This window comes from Candidatus Krumholzibacteriota bacterium, assembly GCA_016932415.1.
GTDB lineage: Bacteria > Krumholzibacteriota > Krumholzibacteriia > Krumholzibacteriales > Krumholzibacteriaceae > Krumholzibacterium.
In genome coordinates, this window is the sequence record JAFGCX010000015.1 from 23,451 (window position 1) to 43,797 (window position 20,347).

General features: G+C 50.2%; 12 protein-coding genes. All 12 read left to right on the forward strand.

Translation table 11 applies throughout. The annotated features are described in order from the left end of the window. Positions 1 to 12 precede the first annotated feature (12 nt). The 12 genes from recO (at position 13) to JW814_05875 (ending at position 20,346) form a co-directional block, all read left to right on the forward strand. On the forward strand, positions 13 to 771 hold the full coding sequence (gene recO, locus JW814_05820) for a DNA repair protein RecO (GenBank protein MBN2070957.1): 759 nt from the start codon (positions 13 to 15) through the stop codon (positions 769 to 771). After that, positions 768 to 1,664, forward strand: coding sequence for a glycine--tRNA ligase subunit alpha (gene glyQ / locus JW814_05825; protein MBN2070958.1), 897 nt, complete (start codon positions 768 to 770; stop codon positions 1,662 to 1,664). Before recO ends, glyQ begins: the two co-directional genes overlap by 4 nt. Continuing rightward, the gene (locus JW814_05830) at positions 1,661 to 3,823 is read left to right on the forward strand and encodes a glycine--tRNA ligase subunit beta (protein ID MBN2070959.1); all 2,163 of its coding nucleotides are present in this window, start codon (positions 1,661 to 1,663) and stop codon (positions 3,821 to 3,823) included. The genes glyQ and JW814_05830 overlap by 4 nt, the downstream gene beginning before the upstream one ends. 425 nt (positions 3,824 to 4,248) lie before the next feature. Next, positions 4,249 to 7,386 (forward strand): T9SS type A sorting domain-containing protein, encoded by a 3,138-nt coding sequence (locus tag JW814_05835; protein MBN2070960.1) that lies wholly within the window; start codon positions 4,249 to 4,251, stop codon positions 7,384 to 7,386. A 196-nt stretch (positions 7,387 to 7,582) separates the two neighbouring features. Continuing rightward, positions 7,583 to 9,532 (forward strand): hypothetical protein, encoded by a 1,950-nt coding sequence (locus JW814_05840; protein ID MBN2070961.1) that lies wholly within the window; start codon positions 7,583 to 7,585, stop codon positions 9,530 to 9,532. 48 nt (positions 9,533 to 9,580) lie between these two features. Then, entirely contained in the window at positions 9,581 to 11,845 is a 2,265-nt protein-coding gene (locus JW814_05845; protein ID MBN2070962.1) for a hypothetical protein, read from the forward strand. Positions 11,846 to 11,885: 40 nt separating this feature from the next. Further along, positions 11,886 to 13,232: a hypothetical protein gene (locus JW814_05850; GenBank protein ID MBN2070963.1), complete on the forward strand. Its 1,347-nt coding sequence runs from the start codon at positions 11,886 to 11,888 to the stop codon at positions 13,230 to 13,232. Between the two features lie 209 nt (positions 13,233 to 13,441). Beyond that, the gene (locus JW814_05855) at positions 13,442 to 14,353 is read left to right on the forward strand and encodes a DUF4438 domain-containing protein (GenBank protein ID MBN2070964.1); all 912 of its coding nucleotides are present in this window, start codon (positions 13,442 to 13,444) and stop codon (positions 14,351 to 14,353) included. A 37-nt stretch (positions 14,354 to 14,390) separates the two neighbouring features. Beyond that, positions 14,391 to 16,172 carry a S8 family peptidase gene (locus tag JW814_05860; GenBank protein MBN2070965.1) on the forward strand — a complete coding sequence of 594 codons (1,782 nt, stop codon included), beginning with the start codon at positions 14,391 to 14,393 and terminating at the stop codon, positions 16,170 to 16,172. A gap of 110 nt (positions 16,173 to 16,282) precedes the next feature. Further along, complete coding sequence (locus JW814_05865; protein ID MBN2070966.1) at positions 16,283 to 19,045, forward strand: pyruvate, phosphate dikinase; 2,763 nt, start codon at positions 16,283 to 16,285, stop codon at positions 19,043 to 19,045. Between the two features lie 56 nt (positions 19,046 to 19,101). Beyond that, positions 19,102 to 19,851: a CDP-alcohol phosphatidyltransferase family protein gene (locus JW814_05870; GenBank protein MBN2070967.1), complete on the forward strand. Its 750-nt coding sequence runs from the start codon at positions 19,102 to 19,104 to the stop codon at positions 19,849 to 19,851. Continuing rightward, the gene (locus JW814_05875; protein ID MBN2070968.1) at positions 19,852 to 20,346 is read left to right on the forward strand and encodes a DUF4388 domain-containing protein; all 495 of its coding nucleotides are present in this window, start codon (positions 19,852 to 19,854) and stop codon (positions 20,344 to 20,346) included. Position 20,347: the final 1 nt, after the last annotated feature.

Below are 20,347 nucleotides of genomic sequence, written 5' to 3' on the forward strand. Positions count from 1 at the left end.
GAGTGGACCGGTTTGAGTGAGATTATCAGGGATCGCCTCGTGATTCTGCGCACTTATGATTTCGGGGAGACAAGCGTAATAGCTGTATCGCTTACCAGAAGGCATGGAAAACTGAGATTTATCGCCCGCGGTGCCAAAAATGGAAAGAACAGATATCATGGCCATCTGAGAACGGGAAATTCCGGAGAAGCGGTATTTTACAATAAACCGGGCAGAGGCCTGCAGATTCTGAAAGAGATCGAGACAAGTTCCGTTTTTGATTCCGGAAGTGGAGACCTGGAAAGGCTCTGCATCTTTCAGGCGGGAATAGAGGTGATCGACAGGTCGACGATAGAAGAAGAGGATGATACCGGTCTCTTCGACCTGTTCGAGAGATTTATCACAAGGCTGGACAGGTCGGCAGATCCATGGGCCGTATTCTTTGCGATGGAGGTCAGACTTCTTTCGATGATGGGATTTTATCCTTCTATCGATCGATGCTGCCTCTGTAAAAAATCTCTTGCGGGAAAAGCGGCCAATATCGATCCTGTAAGTGGACAGGTATCGTGCGAAAAGTGCTGTAAAGGCCGTCTGGTCCATCTTTCGGCCGGTTCGACCGGGATACTTGGGAAGATGGAGACCGCTGAGACCAGCCTGACCGAAGAGATGAAGATAGGCCGGGCCGAGAGAAGTGAGATCGGCAGGATGCTTCACACGGTATTCCTTCATCATGTAGCCGGTTACAGGTTGCCAGGCGCCCTGAAGATATTAAAAGGAGTTGATCAGCAGTGACATTTCAGGAGATCGTATCGGCTTTGAGTGAATTCTGGCGGGAGGAAGGATGCCTGATAATCACGCCGTACAACTCCGAGGTGGGAGCGGGGACGATGAATCCAGGAACATTCCTCAGAGTTCTCGGCCCTGAGCCCTGGAAGGCGGCATATATTGAACCAAGCAAGAGGCCAAAAGACGGAAGATATGGAGAGAATCCCAACAGGGTCCAGCAGTTCAACCAGTTCCAGGTGATCCTCAAGCCGGCGCCGGAGAATGTACTTCCCCTTTTCATACAGAGCCTTGAGCGGATCGGAATAGATCGCTCCCGGCATGATATAAGACTTCTCGAGGATGACTGGGAATCCCCGACCCTGGGCGCGTCGGGACTTGGCTGGGAAGTATGGCTTGACGGGATGGAGATAACGCAGTTCACATATTTTCAGCAGGCCGGTGGAATCGAGCTTGATCCGATATCGGCGGAGATCACCTACGGGCTGGAGCGAATATGTATGTATATCCAGAAAGTAGACGATATAATGGAGATCGAGTGGGGAGGTGGTGTCAAATGGGGAGAATTATTCAGGGAATCGGAGAAGGAATTCAGCTCTTTTCATTTTGAGGCGGCCGATCTCGATCTTTATTTTGGAATATTCGAAAAGTATCAGAAAGAAGCGGTGAAGATGCTGGAGAGGGATCTTATTCTTCCATCGTACGATTATGTCCTGAAATGTTCGCATATATTCAATATCCTCGACGCGAGGGGGGCGATCTCGGTATCGGAACGGACGAGCTATATCGGAAAGATCAGGGAACTTGCCAGAAAGACTGCTGAATCATATATCGCCAGGCGCGAACACCTCGGGTATCCCTTGATAAAGGACCCTGCGGGTTTGGGGAGGAAGGTCAGATGAAAAAAGATTTTCTTCTGGAGATTGGATGCGAAAACCTGCCAAGCGGGTACATAGAAGGAGCCGTGAGGCAGCTCGAGGAATCTTTTGCCCTGGCGATGAGAACGGAGAGGATATCATACGACTCGATCTATCTTGCCGCGACCCCGAACAGACTGGTGCTTGAGGTGAAAGGACTGGCGACAGTACAGGATTCGGCTGAGGAGATCGTGACAGGCCCCCCGGTCTCAGTGGCGCTCGATCCTGATGGAAAGTATACAAAAGCTGCTGCCGGTTTCGCCAGCAGGCAGGGTGTCGATCTGGCCGCTCTTACAAGGGTGGATACGGGAAAGGGTGAATATCTTGCCGTCATTAAAAAGACCGAGAGCCGCGGGACTGAAGAGATCCTTCTTGCGACCATCCCGGAAATAATCTCCAATATAAGATTCCCCAAGGTGATGAAATGGGATAAAAGCGATTTCAGGTTTGCCAGGCCTGTAAGGTGGATACTGTCTTTTTACGGGTCCAGGCTGTTCCCGTTCAGGATCGCCGGTCTGGTCTCTTCCGCCGGAACAAGACTCTCGCCCTATTCGACTGATATGGTAAGGGTGGCCGGTATAAAGGAGTATTTTTCGCTTCTGAAAAATAACCAGATAATCCTCGATCCCCTGAGGAGAAAGAAAAAAGTCGAGGCGCTTGCCAGGAAAGAAGCGGCCGGGACGGGAGGCAGGCTTGTAGAAGATGATGATCTGTGCGCGATGGTTGCCAATCTTGTTGAATCGCCAGTCGTTCTCGCGGGGAGATTTGACAGTTCATTCCTCGAACTTCCACGAGAGGTCATAGTGACGGCGCTTAAGAGCCACCAGAGATATTTTTCAGTCGAGGATGAAAAGGGCAGGCTCAGACCTGATTTCATCGCTTTCGCCGACGGGGCGAAACGGAATAAAAAAGAGATTTTGAAAGGTTATGAGAGAGTGCTGCAGGCGAGGCTCGCCGACGCGAAATTCTATTTCATGGAAGATTCATCGGAACCGCTTGAGAAGATGGCCGAAAAGCTCGAAAGGATAGTCTGGCTTGAAGGTCTTGGCAGCCTGAAGGAGAAAGCTGGCAGGATAGCGGAGCTGTCGTCATATTTCATTCGATTCTTCCCTGCCGATATCCGGCCCGATGAGGATGATCTGCGAAGGGCGGCAATGCTCGCCAAGGCTGATCTGGCGAGCGAGATGGTCAAGGATGGCAAGGAATTCACTCTTCTGCAGGGATATATCGGGAGGGAATACGCAAAGGTGTCGGGAGAAAACGATGCTGTGTCGGACGCGATCTATGAACATTATTTTCCGAGATTCGCCGGTGACGTCCTTCCCTCGACAGGAACGGGGCTGATCCTGTCTATCGCCGACAAGCTCGATACTGTCTGCGGATGTTTCATTCTGGGACTGGAACCTTCGGGATCGCAGGACCCGTATGCCCTCAGGCGCAGTTCGATGAGCATCCTGAGGATGATGATAGAAAAAAGGATCGATGTCGATCTGGGAGGGGCGATAAAAAAATCCATCGCCCTTTTTGCCGGACCGGAAAATATAGACGCCTCCGTATTCAACGGGCAGATCGAGGGGCGGATCGCTGAATTGTTCGAGCAGAGGTTCGTGACGATCCTCAGGGGGGAAGGGCATGATCCTGATCTTGTATCGGCTGTTCTCGCTTCTCCATGGAAGTCGCCGTATGCTGTCTTCCTGATGGCTGGAAAGCTTCAGGAGATGCGTAGGGACGGAAGGCTTTCCGCTTTTGTCCTGGCGATGAAGAGGATCACCAATATACTTCCCAAAGAGCTGAGGAAAAAAGCGGACAGGAAGACGGCTCCGGCAGCGCTTGAGGCTCTATCACGGGGTGATGAGGAAAAGCTGGGATTTTCCAGCCTGCTCTTCAGGGAAGAGGCCGAACACCTGTTCCTTGATTCAGTGACTCGATCCGCCACAGCACTTGCTGCGATCGAAAGTCCGGAAGAATACGCCGGGTCTTTCGATATCCTCGAGGAGCTTGTTCCAGGTATCAACGCTTATTTTGACGCGGTGCTGGTCAACTGTGACGATAACGCTATAAAAGATAACAGGATATCTTTTCTGGGAGCCCTTCATAACGCCTTCGGCATTTTCTGCTATTATTCCGAGATAGCGGGGGAATGAGAGAGAAGTCTCTCCGGGCCTCTCGCCCGGGCGGGGAGAAAAAAGCTTTTTTTCATGCCGGCGAGGCGGGTGAAAAAAAGCGTATCCCACTCTATCTGATGACTGCGGGCGGGGATATTCAGATCAAAATAACATGTTGACATATATTAAGTTTCCATGCTATAATGGCATCAATCTCGAGAAGATGAGTGTCTTGCTCAATGGGAGCAGCCTTATCGACCTTAAGGAAATACCCTACGCCGACCGCCGTGGAGTGCCAACTTGCTCGACACATGATGGAATTCAACGGGAGGGCCTTGAGGAAGTTCCGGATCTGGTTGGGAGGTGACTGATTTAGATCTGGTAGGTAGGGGGACTTAAAGCGCACTTTTTTTCGGGATATAAATAATCAGGATTATTCTCTTAACGCTGGGGGGAATAAAATAATGAGGAAAGCCTTGGTAATCTTACTAGGCGTTTGCCTCCTTGCTGCGTTCGTCGGTACCGTGTCGGCGCGTGATATCGATAAGAGCGGCAAGCGGATCATGAGAGCACTCCATGAAAATGAGAACCTTGAAAACATTGATCAGGGTGCAAGAAGTCTCATGACGGCGGCGACCGTAGATTCCTACTGTCTCGCATGGTATGATTTTGAGCAGATGAACTGGCAGGGTTGGACATTCCTGGACAACACTGAGCAGATCGAAGTCTTCTTCCATGTAGACGATTTCGCCGGTCTCGGCGGCGGAGCCTATGGTGCCCTTGTTCCTTTGGAAGGAACCAAATCGATGTGGTGCGGATCCCGCGCATGGGATGACGGCAGATCGTATGCGCCGTTCATCTACCTTTGCTCGTGGGAAGCAGCCCCGGGCTATGGTAACGGCTGGAACCAGCATCTTACAACGGATGCATTCTTCTTCAACGGCGTCGTTTCGCTGGGATACACCGCCTACTACGATGTAGAGGGTGGAGATTTCGATTACGTTCTGGTAGAGTATGACGCTGGTGATGACAACTGGATCGAGATCGCTAACTATCAGGGCGCGGCTGATACCGTTGCTATTGATCAGTTCTCGATCGCGAACTCCAAAACAAAACTTCGCTTCCACATGATCTCTGATGGCGCGTGGTCAGACGCGGACGGCCTCTGGGATACAGACGGTGCTTTCATCGTTGATGATATCACCGTATCCGATGTCGGCGCTACGATCAACTATGAGAACTGGGAAGGCGAAGCACTCGACCAGAAATTTGCCGACGGTAATTTCTGGTATGCCAAGGGCGAAGATGCCTTCGGTAGCTTCTGTGGTCTTGGCAACAACCTTCTGGACAAAGACCCCTGTGGCGACAACTTCGCGACACAGGTGATCTTCTTCCAGGGTTCATCGTACCCGAGTTCAGATTATCCCGGACTGTTCGATACTCCTTTCTGCACGGGCCCCGGCGGAACCGCCGCCCCTTGTCAGGATGAGTCCCTCGTCTCTCCCGTGATAGATTTCACGCTGTACTCGAGTGGCAGGAACAATGTTCAGGATACGGCGATCCCGAATGCAAGCGCTTTCGGTGGCCTTGTCTATGAATTCACTGCCTATCGCGATCTTCCTCTTGCCAACCTGATATTCTACACCTGGGGTATCCGCACAGTTGTTGACGGATGTCCCGGTCAGTGGCTCGATCGTAACTTTGTCTACTACGGTGGCGACAAAGATTACATCCAGGGTGGATGGGATATCAGCGATCTCTATGAGGGCGACGGAACAGACGGTATCCAGGTCCAGATCGGTGTCGCCGACATGTGCGATGCCTGGTTCGGAAAATATGGAAACTGCGCTGCTCACACACCTTCACCATGGCTTGACAATGTCCGCCTGTACCGCTATGAGACCTCAGGTCCGCAGTGGGCATGGCGTGATCTCGACTTCTGGCAGGATAACTTTGCCGGTCCGGATGGGACCGGAGTCGCTGTCGAGCGTTGGGTCAGAGTAGATGCAGCGAACGATCTCAGGGATAACGCTGATCCCGTAATCGATCCGGGCGATTCGCTCGTAGTCGATTGTTCTTCGCCGATCGCGGGCGGCCTCCGCACCAACGATTTCGGTGGAGATATCGGTGTGAAAGAGGAAGTCTACTGCTATGTCAAGGTGACATACGAAGGCCCCGCGCCTTTGAAGACAAGCCCTCTTCTGGGTTCTTCACTCGAGGATCCCAGCCTGGGTAATCCCGGAACCGACAAGTATGGCTGGTATATCTCGAACGACGGCCTCTGGAACAAGTTCCTCTGCCCGACAGCCCGTACGGCTGCAGGCAACGAGGCTGATGGCAAGTACATGCTCGACCTTAACGACTCTCTCTTCACGAGAGGGTACAAGATTGAGTATTACTTTGAAGCATGGGATCTCAACAACGAATCTTCGACGTTGCCGAACACTGCTACAGATCCTTACGGTAACAGGTTCGAGATCTACTGTCTGCCTACGCTCAATACCGGCATACTCTACGTAGATGATTTCCATGGTCGTGGAACATTCGATGGAACAGTCCAGACCTATTTCGATCCCGCATTCGCGGCTGTCATCCCTGGCGGCATCATGCCGGATCGTTATGACACCAATGGACCGTCTTCGCTGGTCTCCAACGGACTGGGAAGCCGCGCGACCCTCGATTTCATGCTCGATTTCTATGAGAAGGTAGTCTGGGATAGTGGTAACCTGAACTCAGGTACCATTACCGAGGGAACCGATCATAGTGACAAGAGCAATGACGCCGACCTTCTCTACAACTGGCTTGAGCAGAAGCCTGATGGCGAAAAAGCCAACCTGTGGGTACTCGGTGACGAGGTAGCCAATGATCTGGCAGGATCTGAAGCTCAGATCGCTCTGGATTTCATGGTTACGGCTTGTGGCGTCAACTATCTGTACGACAGTTATTATGACCTTACCGGTGGCCGTGAGGCCGGCGGTGTCATAACTCCGCTGGTGACTGGTATTGATATCTATGCCGGACTTTCGTACTACGCGTTCGGCGGATGTCCCATCATCAACGCTTTCGATGTTATCAGCGCGACTGGTACCGGTGTTGAAACACTGCAGCTGCCTGCGTACGAGTCGACCAACTACTATGTTGGCGTTCGTAACCAGTATACCAACCTCTTCGGTGGTACAGCCCGCACCTCATGGGTCGGACACAGCTTCATGTATGTACGCAACGGTGACGGCGGAACGCTTGCCAGGAACGAATTCGTCAAGAAGACTTGGGAATTCTTCCTGAACGGTGTCTCCGAAGATGTTACCGGCGACACGACACCTTTGACCTACGCGCTGGGTCAGAACTATCCCAACCCGTTCAACCCGTCAACGACGATCAAGTTCAGCATTGCTAACAAGGGTCATGTAAGCCTCAAGGTTTACAACGTTGCCGGACAGCTGGTAAGCACGCTTACCAACAAGGTTTGGGAAGCCGGTTCTCATGATATCGCTTGGGACGGAACGAACGATCTCGGTTCTAGCGTCGCAAGTGGCGTCTACTTCTACAAACTGAAGGCAGACAACTATGAGAGCACAAAGAAAATGATCCTTCTCCGCTAACTTCGGTTGGAAGAGATAACGATCGTTTTTTCGGACCGGGGACCAGATCCCCGGTCCGTTTTTTTGCCCCGGATTTCTTGGCGCAAAATCGTAAATCTATCGAATTTCATTGACATGCAAATTTTCAAATACATATATTACATATAGATTGGAGGCACTACATCCGCTGGGAAAAATACTGAAGAGAAGGGTGGATATGAAACGCTTTAATTCACGTAATACTATAGGTATAGTATCTTTGTTCATCATTACTCTGTTAATGATACTACCCGCCTGCAGGGAGGAAAGGGAACCCCTCGATACAAACAGGGCTCCGGAGACCTACCTGACCGTCGCTCCCCCCGAGACTACCGAAACGGATTACAGGGTGCACCTGTACTGGCATGGTGAGGACGGGGACGGTATCGTCACGAGGTATATGTGGTATCGGTCCGATACCCTGCGAACGCTGGATCCCTACCTTCAGGCAGATCTGGAACTGCTCGACTGGAATCCCGAAGCGAGAGGCTCGGATTATATCCTTGGTAATTTTACCACGGCGACCGACACGGAATTCGTTTTTACGGGATATGACAGCGAAATAGGCGCTATGATCAACAGGCAGGCTTTCCATATAGTCGCTATTGATGATCTCGGCAAGATGGATAAATCTCCTGCCAGGGTGGAATTCAAGGCGAAGGTCGATTGTCTTCCCGAGGTCGAGTTCTGGACCAGCCAGGATGGTATTGACTGGATACCGTATAACGCTGATGCTCCCGATACAATAAGCATGTTCAAAAATGTCAATATAAGGTTCTGGGGATCGACGTGCAATAATGAGATAACAGGGTACAGATGGATATACGGAGGGAAGGTCTATCCGGATCTCAATGGCGACGGAGATCCTGACTGGAGGATCCCGCCCCCCGATACCCTGGCGATAGCGATCAGTAATAATGAGCAGAGTTTTCTTCCGAGCGGAGATTTCTATTTCAAGGTCATTGCCCGCGATGAAGCCGGCGCGCTTTCCAGATCCGATATAGTCAGCGGTGATGGAGTCTGCCAGATAGTGATCAATCATGACCCCGATACAGAGATCCTCTATGGAGATAACTATTTTACCATGATGAACGGCGATACGGCGATCAGGACGATTGATTTCAACGATGGGATCGTCGACACCCTTCCTTACAATTCCAGGTTGAGGATGCACTACCTCGGCTGGGACGATCAGAGGGATATTCTTCAGTATGATCCTCCAATACCTATCAGGTTCCAGTTCCAGTTCAAGAGATGGGGAACTGCTGTCGACGGCGGTATATCCTCATATTCGACTCCGTGGTATCCGGCTAACAGGGCAGAGGACACAAACTGCTATGCAGATGAGGATTCAGTAACTATGCGCGTGGGCAGCAACAGGTATGTCTTCAACGCCAGATCGTTCGATGAGCAGTACAGGGCCGACGGGACACCGGACTCGGTCTCGTTCTACGGCAACTATACTCCCACTATAGATAATCTTCAGATAGGTATCGACTCGATTCCCGCGACGACGGCATCGATCGAATTCAAACCACTGAATTCAGATACTCTTTATATAAACATGAGTACGCCGCTCTATACCATGGGGGATACATGCAACGCCTTCGCGATATCGTATGATGAAACGGGGGATTTCATAACCCTCTGGTATAAATTCATCATCAGGGCTACCGGGCATGATGACAGAAGGGATCCGCCCGGATCGGGAATAAAGAGCTGGCGGTTCAAGATCGATTCCGATGAGGATTATTATTTCAGGCTGGAGGATGAGTGGATATCAAACTCACCGGTCAACCAGCTTATGCAGGAATGCGTATTCAAACTCGTTATTCCGACCGATCCCGATTACACGTATGACTGGCCCGATTCGAATTTTGTAAGTACTCCTCCGGGATGGATGGGAGACCAGGTTCTGACGCTAACCGGAAAAGACCTGCGCTCGGCAGATACCTTCAAAGAGGGAATCAGGTGCACAAGTCCCATCTTTAACACGGAAGATCCCTGCGTGATGGAATTGCTTGGATCGTGGTGCGAGGTAGAGCGTTATCCTTCTAACTACGCGAGGTATGACAGGGAACTGAAAAATTTCTATATAAAGCTGATTTATGTATATAAAAAGTTTTAACCCTTTTACGGGGGAGTTGTCAATGATGCGGACAGGAGGCACGGGGTAATGCGGAAAATATTATTATTTGCGGTATCAGCAGCGATATCCCTTTCGGTTGTCTTGATCAACGGATGTTCGGACGGTGTCTTTACCGGTTCGCAGAGGACAAACGAAAAGCCTGAGATATGGCTTTCAAGCGGGCCTGTCGAAGGCGATACGACGGGATATCAGGTTCACTTCTACTGGAGTGGCTGGGATCCCGATGGCGAAGTATCCCATTTCGAGATATGCATCGTCGATGGGGGGCTTGACGGCATAGGATTTAACGAGGCGGATACAGCGGGAGCAGACAAGTGGATCGAAAGTACTGCCCATGACAGCATATTCCGTGTTCTTGCCAATGAGAATCCAAGGCCATACGATGAAGATGATCCTACTTCGGTTTATACGAGGTTCGATCTGACCCATACCCTTTTTATCAGGGCTATCGATGAGGAGGGGCTTGGTTCGGATGTGGTCTTCAGATCGTTCACAGCCTGGACGATTGCTCCGATAGCGATATTCTCCCATCCGCCGGCCGGAACGTTATCATACAGTACTGTCATTACTTTCAGGTGGGACGCGCGAGATCCAATAGATTCCCCCTCCAATTCGCAGGATCCCGATTCGATCCGTTACATGGTGAGCCTCGTCCTCGATAAAGACGGTATATACAACAAGGATTTTCCAATAATCCAGGACCTCAATGAAAATCCTGGCGACTACGAAGATCTCTGGAGCAGGTGGATATATTACAGGGCGCCCGGTGATTCGGGCCGCACGACAAAAATCGGCGATGATGAGGTGCTCGAGCTGAACAAGCAGCATATATTCGCTGTCCAGGCGAAAGACGAAGCGGGCGCTGTCAGTGCCATATTTAAAAAGGACCTTAATATAAAGCAGTTTACCGTATCGTGGAAACAGGGTCCCCTCCTCAAAATCACCGAGCCATTTCTCGGCGGGGCCAAATTTCTCGGCACATTGATGAATCCGATCCAGCATAAAATCCCTCCCGGTATTCCCCTTAATTTCTGCTGGGAAGCTGATGCTTTCTCTTACGGAGGGGAGATAGTCGGATACAGATACGGATGGGATATTCAGGATCTTGGAGATCCCAACCAGTGGGAAGGGGGAGGGGCGTTCAGCCCGTATACGACCTGTGCCAAAGAGAAGAAACTATACTCGGGAGTCCATACCCTCTTCATAGAGGTCAAGGATGACGGGGGCAGGATAACAAGAGGAAAGATCGAGATCGAAGTCATTCAGTTTACAATGGAGAGGACTCTCCTCTGGGTGGACGATCTGGCATCGACGGAAACTCCAAATCCCCTGCGTACGATGCCTCTGGAATCTGAACACGACGCTTTCTGGATCGATATATGTAGCAGGGCTGACGGATTCGAACCTGACAGGGATGTTTACGACGCGCGCAGCTATAACCTCGATCCCCCGAAAATCGAGACGATAGGAAAGTACGCCAATATCATCTGGACGTTCAATTCGGCGACCGTCACAGCCTGGAAGGATATAGTGCATTTTATACCTGAAAGTATGGTCGGACAGGCGGCCCAGGTATCGATCAACTATATCGCCCTCTTCATGGCCAAGGGCGGTCATATGCTGACATGTGGAAGGAATGACAGGAGTGGCGGGGGTTTCTATGACGTTTTCTACGCTCCGCCGCAGATGCCGGCAGTCTTCAAAAACGACATGCTTCCCGATTCGGACGACACGAGCGGCGTAAACTCGATGCCGTACAAGGATTATTGCGCGAGCGTCCTTGACAAGGTAGACGCGATCTGGCATACCGGCGACGATATGGCTCCCGGCGTCACAAGAAGAGTCGACAGGGATGCCATGAAGTGGGCGTTGAAGAATACTCTCGACCCGATCGTGAACGAACATCTGGCCGGGTTCCCCGACAGTCTGCGTCTGTGGGATGAAATAACATGTCCGACATGTTTCTTCAATCCACAGCTCCGCGGTTTCACCTACGTGGAGATATTCGATCCGCAATACTGGCTGGATTTCAAGCAGATCAACGTTTCCCAGGGATGTTTTCACCCGACCTACAGGATGGTCGCGAGGAATGTGATATCCCCGATCAACAATCAGCCGATGGCGATGGTCGTAACGAAATACAAGGACAGGTATGTGGGACAACCAGACCTCAACTTCATTCCCGCTTACAGTTTCCATTTCGGAGTACCTCTGTGGTTCTTTAACCGGCATGATGTTGACAGGGTCATCGATGTGATATTTACCGAATGGCAGATATTAAGTAGTGAATAAAAGAAAAAGACCTGGATACGGGCATTTAAAAGGAGGAAAAGTGGTTTCAAAAAGACCGCTCAGGTGGGTAATCGTTTTTTCAATAGCGGTATCAGCTTTATGCCAGGGTGCCTTCGCGCAGACGGCTATCGACACATTGACTCTTGATCTGTTTCCCGTCGACTCTTTTGCCATTTTCAGGGAATCAAATACTGCCGTCATTCGTTGGTATCCTCCTCATGACAGCCTGTCGAGCGGAATAGGTACGATCGATTTTCGAAGCTGGATATCGGGATATGATCCTTCGGTAATCTCGCAAATGAGTACCGATGGGCTTTACACAGGCGATATTGACAGGACTGTCAGGATCGAAAGGGAGATGACAGGATCGACTGATCCTCTTACAGTGGGCGTCGATCCAAGTATATCGATCAGGATCGAAACGATCGATCCTGTGAACCGTACCTATTCGAAGACGATAAATATCGGGACATCGCTGTATACTCCAGGTGATCCGATCCCCTTGATTCTTCTCAATGAAGAGGACGCGACAGATTCTCTTTTCCTCGGCTTTGATATTTCATTCTCTGAGGGAATAGTAGATACCAGCCTGACTGGCGGAGGAGCTATCATCGATATGGACCTTCAGGATTTTGAGGGCTTCCACGTGTGGAGAGGCCTGTCCCCCCTTCCCAGTGAAATGTACGCGATCGTCGAGATATCCAAGGAAGATTATTTCAAATTGAGCGATATTGAAGCTGCGGGTGATGTGCCGCTCAAATGGTTGTGGCTGTGGGATTATTTCCGCGATACGACAGAGCCTGCTTATCCGAGGTTTGATAACGAAGGCCGAAAATATTATGAGTGGGTCGATGAGAATGTTTATCCCGGATTTAAATATTATTATCATGTGACGTGTTATGACAGGGGATATTTCAAAGGATCGTCCTCATTCCAGCATGACAAGGTAGATAATTATCTCTGCGACGAAGATCCGGATAATCCGCTCGATCCCGAAAATTTCGTCGATTGTGAATCGGTGGCCAAAACTCTTTCAATGACCGTTGATTCCGGCGGGGATTCCGATAAGGAGATGATGAACGTCTATGCCGTTCCTAATCCCTATCGTACAGGTTCTTCGGCGGAGATCTCTCCCGCCTATCATAATTACGAGGATAACTCGATAAAATTCCATAATCTCCCCAGGCAGTGCGAGATAAGGGTTTATAACGTGGCGGGTGACATGGTCTGGAAACATTCGCATTTAAGCGAGGACGGCAGTGATGGAATAGCAAGCTGGGACGTGAGAAACGAGAGGGGAAACGATGTTTCCTCGGGGGTCTATATTTTCAGGTGCGAATCGTCATCGGGCGGTTCGGTCTATGGCAGGATCATTATTATCAGATGATCGGGAGCTGGTTTAAAAAGGAACATTGAGCCGCTTGCCGTCAAAGGCAGCGGCTTTTTTATTGGAAAAGTTCAAGAGACAGGCCATTGAGCGGTCGTGTAAATCCTTGACATCCGAGACAATATCCAGTATCGCTTCAGGGGTCCGGGCAGCCTCCCCGCTGGGGCCGGAAGGTATTCACACGGGCCGGTTAACAACAGGATGAAGAAATGATTAAAACAAACAGGGATCTTCTCGTCATGAAATCGGTCATCGGTTTTGTGTCTTATCCTCGTCTTCTTCTGAAGAATCCGTATCTTGTCGATTCTTCGGGGGAAGCCCATATACTCCCCGGTACTGGAGGAATAACGTATAATGTCTGTGTCGGTGATTCAGCTGTCGATTTTGCGGGCGACCATATAGAACCGGGAGTGAGCATAACATTGAATTCCAAAGAGGCTGATAATCCAAGCCTCGGAGGACTGAGCGTTTTGACGTGCGTCGGAAATGAAGCTCGGGTGGTAACGGGGGAAGCCGCCGGTGAAAAAGGGGTCGTCACGGGAAAACATGGGGGAGTAGAACATGTCATAATAGATTTCTCCCTGGAAACGCTGGAAAAACTGGTGATCGGAGACAAGATCCAGATCAGGTCTTACGGCCAGGGATTGAGACTTATTGATTTTCCAGGGCTTCATATGATGAATATCGACCCGGGCCTTCTGGGAAAAATCAGGCTCATTCCAGAAGATAAGCGGATAACAATCCCCGTCACTCATATAATACCGGCTTCCCTGATGGGATCAGGCCTGGGATCGAGGCACAGTATGAGTGGTGATTACGATATCCAGATCCCCGATCCCGAGACAATGCGCAGATACGGGCTCGAGGATCTCAGACTGGGGGATGTCATAGCCGTAGAGGACGCCGATTGCCGGTATGGAAGAACGATCAAAAATGGCGCCATGAGCGTCGGGATCGTCGTACACGCATCGTGTGTCACGAATGGACATGGTCCGGGAGTGACGGTTATAATGTCCACCGTGGAAAAGCTGATAATGCCTGAGATCGAAAAGAATGCCAACATAGCCTGTTATCTTGGTATCGGACGAGTAAGAAGAGAAAAAGAGGATTCAGGCAGGTAAGGTGATCTCTGCTGTCGTGGAAGGATGGGTCATTCAGGTGCCTTCTCGATTCAGATTCGGTGTCGCTTTGATTATCCCGCTGCTGCTTTCATATCCATGCAGGATCGATGCTTCATATGACCGCCTGGCGATCGATGATCATGATCCGGGAGGCGGCCGGGAGATCCCTTTTACCGCTCCGTTTCCAGGCGGGGATGAGAATATTCTGAGCGTGTGGGTCTTTTTCTCCGATCATGGCGAAGTGGAATCGGCGGAGGATGAAGATCAGATCTCCGGCCTGGGTCAGGCAGCTGCCAGAAGGATCAGAAAAAGATCCCGTCTCGAGTCAATCTTATCAGATTACCGGCCTGTCAATACGACATATGTCGGGATCATCCACCGATATGTAATCAGGATCCGTACCTGCTCAAGATATTTCAACGCGGTGAGCGTAGAGGCAAGAGAATCTGATATAGATCTTCTTTCCGGTCTTTCTTTCGTAAGAAAGATCGAGCCGGTAAGGACTTTCAGAAGAAAACGGGAAGAGCCTGCATCGAAGATAGAAGCGGGCGTTCAGAGCATGAATGATCGATCTGAGCGATTATCCGAAAAATATGGATCGAGTTTCGATCAGTTGATGCTGATCGAATCGCTCGATCTTCTTGAAGCAGGATATAACGGTTCGGGAAGTATAACGGGGAACGATCCGGTGATGATCTGTATTCTGGACACAGGTTTTGATCTGACCCATGAAGCTTTTTCCAACCTTAACGTCGTCGATCAGTATGATTTTGTCCAGGGAGATACTATCACCTCGGACGAGCCGGGTGATTATACTGATCAGGGAAGACACGGGACTGCCGTTCTCGGCACGATAGCGGGATACAGTGAAGGCAATCTGATCGGTCCGGCATGGGGAGCCGGTTATCTACTCGCCAAGACCGAGATCACCGGAGAAGAGATCACCGTCGAAGAGGACAACTGGATCGCCGGTATTGAATGGGCTGACGTCCTTGGCGCGGATATTGTCACCAGTTCTCTTGGATATATCGAATGGTATACGACTGATCTGCTTGATGGTGAGACAGCTCTTTGCACAATAGCTGCTGATAAAGCTGTTTCGCACGGGATCATCGTAGTAAATTCAGCAGGCAATTTCGGATATCTCGGCCCTGTATCGATAATCGCTCCGGCAGACGGTGACAGCGTTATTGCTGTCGGATCGGTCGACCGGTATGGTGAGATCGCCTGGTCCAGTTCTCATGGTCCGACCGCCGATGGAAGGATAAAGCCTGATCTTGTCGCTCAGGGAGTCGGCGTGACCTCGGTCTCTTATCAATATACTGATCAATACTACAGCTACAGCGGTACTTCATTCGCCGCGCCGCTGATCGCCGGGCTCTGTGCCCAGCTGCTGGAACTCCACCCGCAGTGGAGCCCGATCGATGTGAGGGATTCCCTCCTTGCCAGCGCTTCGAGATATGAAGATCCTGATAATATTTACGGATACGGGATACCGCGGGGATATCTCGCGTCGGGACTGTACGATGGGCCGGTACCGGATTCTGTGACGATCGGTCCGGCCTATCCCAACCCTTTCAACGAAGAGGTGAGGATCGATCTGTTCCTTCCGGAATGGGAGAGAGTCGATGTGGCAGTGTACAATTTAGCCGGCGCAATAGTCAGAGTCCTCGTTGATGGGGAATATCTCCGGTGGGAAAGAACGATTGGATGGGACGGGGCAGATAATAACGGGGACCAGGTAGCAAGTGGAATATATTTTATTCACTGCGCCACGGATCACAGGGAAGCGACTCGCAAAGCAGTAAGGATAAGATAATACTCCCCGATTCAGATCGACTTTAATCTTTACAGATATACCCGATTTCAGATATACATTACAAAAGATACCGTTTTATGCCGATATGGTAGTAACGTATTGTTTAATCAATGGATAGGAGGATACTGGTGGGTAGACAGCGCGTATACTTCTTCGGGGCCGGTAATTCGGATGGAAATTCGGAAATGAAGGACCTTCTTGGAGGTAAGGGAGCCAATCTTGCTGAAATGGCTTCCTTGGGATTGTCAGTACCATCGGGATTCACCATATCGACAGAAGTCTGTAATTATTTCTATGATAACGAAGGCAGGTTCCCTGATGGCCTCAGGGAGGAAGTCTCGGAAAAACTGGCTATGGTTGAAAAGGTGATGGGGAGTTCCTTCGGAGATCCGAAGAACCCACTGCTCTTATCTGTCAGGTCTGGCGCGAGAGTCAGTATGCCCGGGATGATGGATACCGTACTCAATCTCGGGCTCAATCCATCGACTGTCGAGGGGCTGGCTGCAAAAAGCGGAAATGATCGATTCGCATATGACAGTTACCGGCGGTTTATTCAGATGTATGGAGATGTAGTACTGGAGATCAGTCCGGAAACCAAGGAAGATATCGATCCTTTTGAAGAGATACTGACAAGGAAAAAAAAGGAAGCGGGAGTGCGCCAGGACATCGATCTCAACACTGACGATCTGAAAGATCTGATAAAAGAGTACAAACTCATGATCAGAAAGAGGTTGAATATCGATTTCCCCGATGATCCGCATGAGCAGTTATGGAAAGCTATCAGCGCCGTCTTTAATTCGTGGAATAATGAAAGAGCCAAGACATATAGAAAGCTCAATGGCATTCCGCACGAATGGGGAACAGCTGTCAATATCCAGTCGATGGTCTTCGGAAATCTTGATGACAATTCAGGGACCGGTGTCGCTTTCACCAGGGACCCGGCAACAGGGAAAAATATCTTTTATGGCGAATACCTGATAAAAGCGCAGGGAGAGGATGTCGTCGCCGGCATAAGGACACCTCAACCGATAAACATACTGCAGAAGGGGGAAAGAGACCTTCCATCGCTGGAGGAAGAAATGCCGGAGATCTACAAGGAACTGGCAGGCGTACGGGATAGGCTCGAAAAACACTATTCCGATATGCAGGATCTGGAGTTTACTATTCAGAACGGAAGATTATGGATACTTCAGACCAGGGCCGGCAAGAGAACAGGTTTCGCGGCGATCAGGATCGCTGTCGACATGGTGAAAGAGGGGATGATCTCGAAGGAAGAAGCGATCATGCGGATCGACCCTGATCAGATGAACCAGTTCCTGAGGCCTGTCTTCGACCTGTCCCAGAAAAAGAAAGCTGTCGAGGAAGGAAAGCTTCTCGCCAGGGGAATCAATGCCGGTCCGGGCGCCGCGACGGGGAAAATCGTCTTCCATGCCGATGACGCTGAAGAACTGGCTGCAAAGGGGGAAGAAGTCATCCTTGTCAGGATTGAGACCAGCCCCGAAGATATCCGCGGTATGAGCGCGGCTTCAGGGATACTGACATCAGCCGGAGGAGCTACGTCCCACGCGGCCCTTGTGGCAAGACAGATGGGGAAGGTGTGTGTCGTGGGCGCTAACGACCTTGATATCAATTACAGGGACAGGATAATAAAGGCTGGTAATATAACTGTACGTGAAGGCGATCATATATCGATTGATGGGAACACCGGTGAAGTATTCACCGGGGCCATCGCGACAAATCCATCGGAAGTCCTGCAGGTCCTTATCGAAGAAAAACTGGACGGGAAGGAGTCGGAGATATATCGATATTACGATGAGCTTATATCCTGGGCCAATGATATCCGGACTCTCGGGGTAAGGGCTAACGCCGACAGGCCAGGCCAGGCCTCGACCGCCATTTCATTCGGGGCGGGCGGGATCGGTCTTTGTCGGACAGAACATATGTTTTTCGAAGATGACAGGATCGACAGTGTGAGAGAGATGATACTGGCATCGGACAGTGAAGGTCGAAACAGAGCACTTGATAAACTCCTGCCGATGCAGAGAGAGGATTTTAAAGGAATATTCAAGGCAATGAATGGCCTGCCCGTGACGATACGGACCCTGGATCCTCCGCTTCATGAATTCCTTCCTCACGAAGACAGTGAGATAGCCGAACTTGCAGGAATGATGAATATCTCTATAGAAGAACTGAAAAGAAAGATCGATTCCCTGAAAGAGACGAACCCAATGCTGGGCCACAGAGGATGCAGGCTTGGAATAGTCTATCCCGAGATCACCGAGATGCAGGTAAGGGCTATTTTCGAAGCAGCATGCGCTCTTGCCGCCAGTGGAATGGATCCTCGACCTGAGATAATGATACCACTGACAGGGACGGCTAAAGAATTTACTCTTCAGGAAGAGATAGTGAGGCTGGTAGCTGATGAAGTACAGGCCGAGACGGGCCAGCGGGTAGATTTCCTTGTCGGAACGATGATCGAGATCCCCAGAGCCGCATTGACTGCGGAAAGGATAGCGGAAGCAGCCGAGTTCTTTTCATTCGGAACAAATGATCTTACTCAGACGACTTTCGGACTGAGCCGCGATGATGCCGGTAAGTTCCTTGGCGATTATCTTCAAAAAGGGATCTGGCCAAGCGATCCATTCCAGAAACTTGACCAGGAAGGAGTCGGCCAGCTGATTAAGATCGCTGTGGAAAAAGGAAGGAGTGTCAAGTCTGATCTGAAGATCGGTATATGCGGAGAGCATGGTGGCGAACCTTCATCGATCGGTTTCTGCAGGAAAAACGGATTTAATTACGTAAGTTGCTCTCCGTTCAGAGTGCCTGTTGCTATTCTGGCAGCAGCCCAGGCAGAATTAAATGAACGGAAATAGAATTTTGGATCATGGATGACAATAATAATTACATATCCTCTTTGAGGATCTCAATATTGAAATTTGCCGTCTGGATCCTTTGCGTTCTCTTCGCGGGGTCGCTTATTCTGTTCATCCAGTATGACAGAACGCTGGGAAGGGATATCTTCTCCTATTCGATCCCTCCATTCGTGGCGGTCACGATCTTTGCGCTGTGGAGGACAGGGCTCTTCAGGAAACCTGACGGATCACCGGTGACTGCTTTTCAGGCGCCCAATATCCTTACCTCTATCCGCCTGTTGCTTGTCGCTCCGGTAATAGTCCTTTTCAGCCATGGTCTGGCCGGGCCGGCCACGATAATGTATATTCTGATCCTTCTGTCTGATGTGGCTGATGGAGCAATAGCGAGGAGATTCAGGCAGGAGACAGCCTTTGGCCTGATGCTCGATCCTTTTGCCGATGTCGCGTCGACAGTAGCTGTCTTTTCGTGGTTATTGATCAAGGGGCTTGTTCCGCAGTGGCTTTTTATCATCCTTATGGTAAGGTACGCTGAGTTTTTCGTTGGATTGCTAATCCTGACGCTGATCGGCAGGCCACCAAGGTTGAGAGCGACAAAGCCAGGCAAGATGGCAGGTTGTATACAGGGCGTGGGAGTCCTTGTAATCCTTCTGCAGAACGTGTTGTCATATAATATTCCCGTTAAAAACATAGAGTCGTTCACCTTTACAATTCTTGCGGCAGCCCTGGTAATCGTAATAATATCGCAGACAAGGATCGGACTTGAAGCGATCAGAAATAATACCGGTGCCGAAAGAGGAGGTATCTGAATGGATTTTGGTGGAGATCTGTCGGTTCTTGATCCGTCGATGGTTTTCCAGGTAGCCTCTGTCTGCGGCCTCACCGGAAAATTAAAACTGATCACTATCGAGAATGTAGCGAGTTTTTTTATCAAGGATGGTGAACTGATCTATGCTACCATCGATACTAGGAAGAAAAAGCTCGGGCAGTTTCTCATAGAAAAGGGATATATTGATCAGGTCAAACTTGACGAGGCGCTCGATGAGTATAAACACGGAAAAGGTATGGAGAGGATCGGGAATATTCTCATCAGACATGGGTATCTTGATTTTGAATCACTTCAGAATGCCATGCAGGAACAGATGAAAGAAGTCGTGTACGAGGTTTTGACCTGGAAAACAGGACAGTTTGTATTCTTCAACAAGGTGACCCCTGAACATGAAGATATATTTCTGGATATCAAAATGGATTATCTGATCCTTGAAGGGTTGAAGAGGATAGACGAAGCTGACAGGCCCGGTTAGC

Coding starts and splice junctions, on each gene's coding strand:
- JW814_05840 (MBN2070961.1), top strand. CDS start 7,583: ATGAAACGCTTTAATTCACGTAATACTATAGGTATAGTATCTTTGTTC.
- JW814_05845 (MBN2070962.1), top strand. CDS start 9,581: ATGCGGAAAATATTATTATTTGCGGTATCAGCAGCGATATCCCTTTCG.
- JW814_05865 (MBN2070966.1), top strand. CDS start 16,283: ATGGATAGGAGGATACTGGTGGGTAGACAGCGCGTATACTTCTTCGGG.
- JW814_05835 (MBN2070960.1), top strand. CDS start 4,249: ATGAGGAAAGCCTTGGTAATCTTACTAGGCGTTTGCCTCCTTGCTGCG.
- JW814_05875 (MBN2070968.1), top strand. CDS start 19,852: ATGGATTTTGGTGGAGATCTGTCGGTTCTTGATCCGTCGATGGTTTTC.
- JW814_05855 (MBN2070964.1), top strand. CDS start 13,442: ATGATTAAAACAAACAGGGATCTTCTCGTCATGAAATCGGTCATCGGT.
- JW814_05830 (MBN2070959.1), top strand. CDS start 1,661: ATGAAAAAAGATTTTCTTCTGGAGATTGGATGCGAAAACCTGCCAAGC.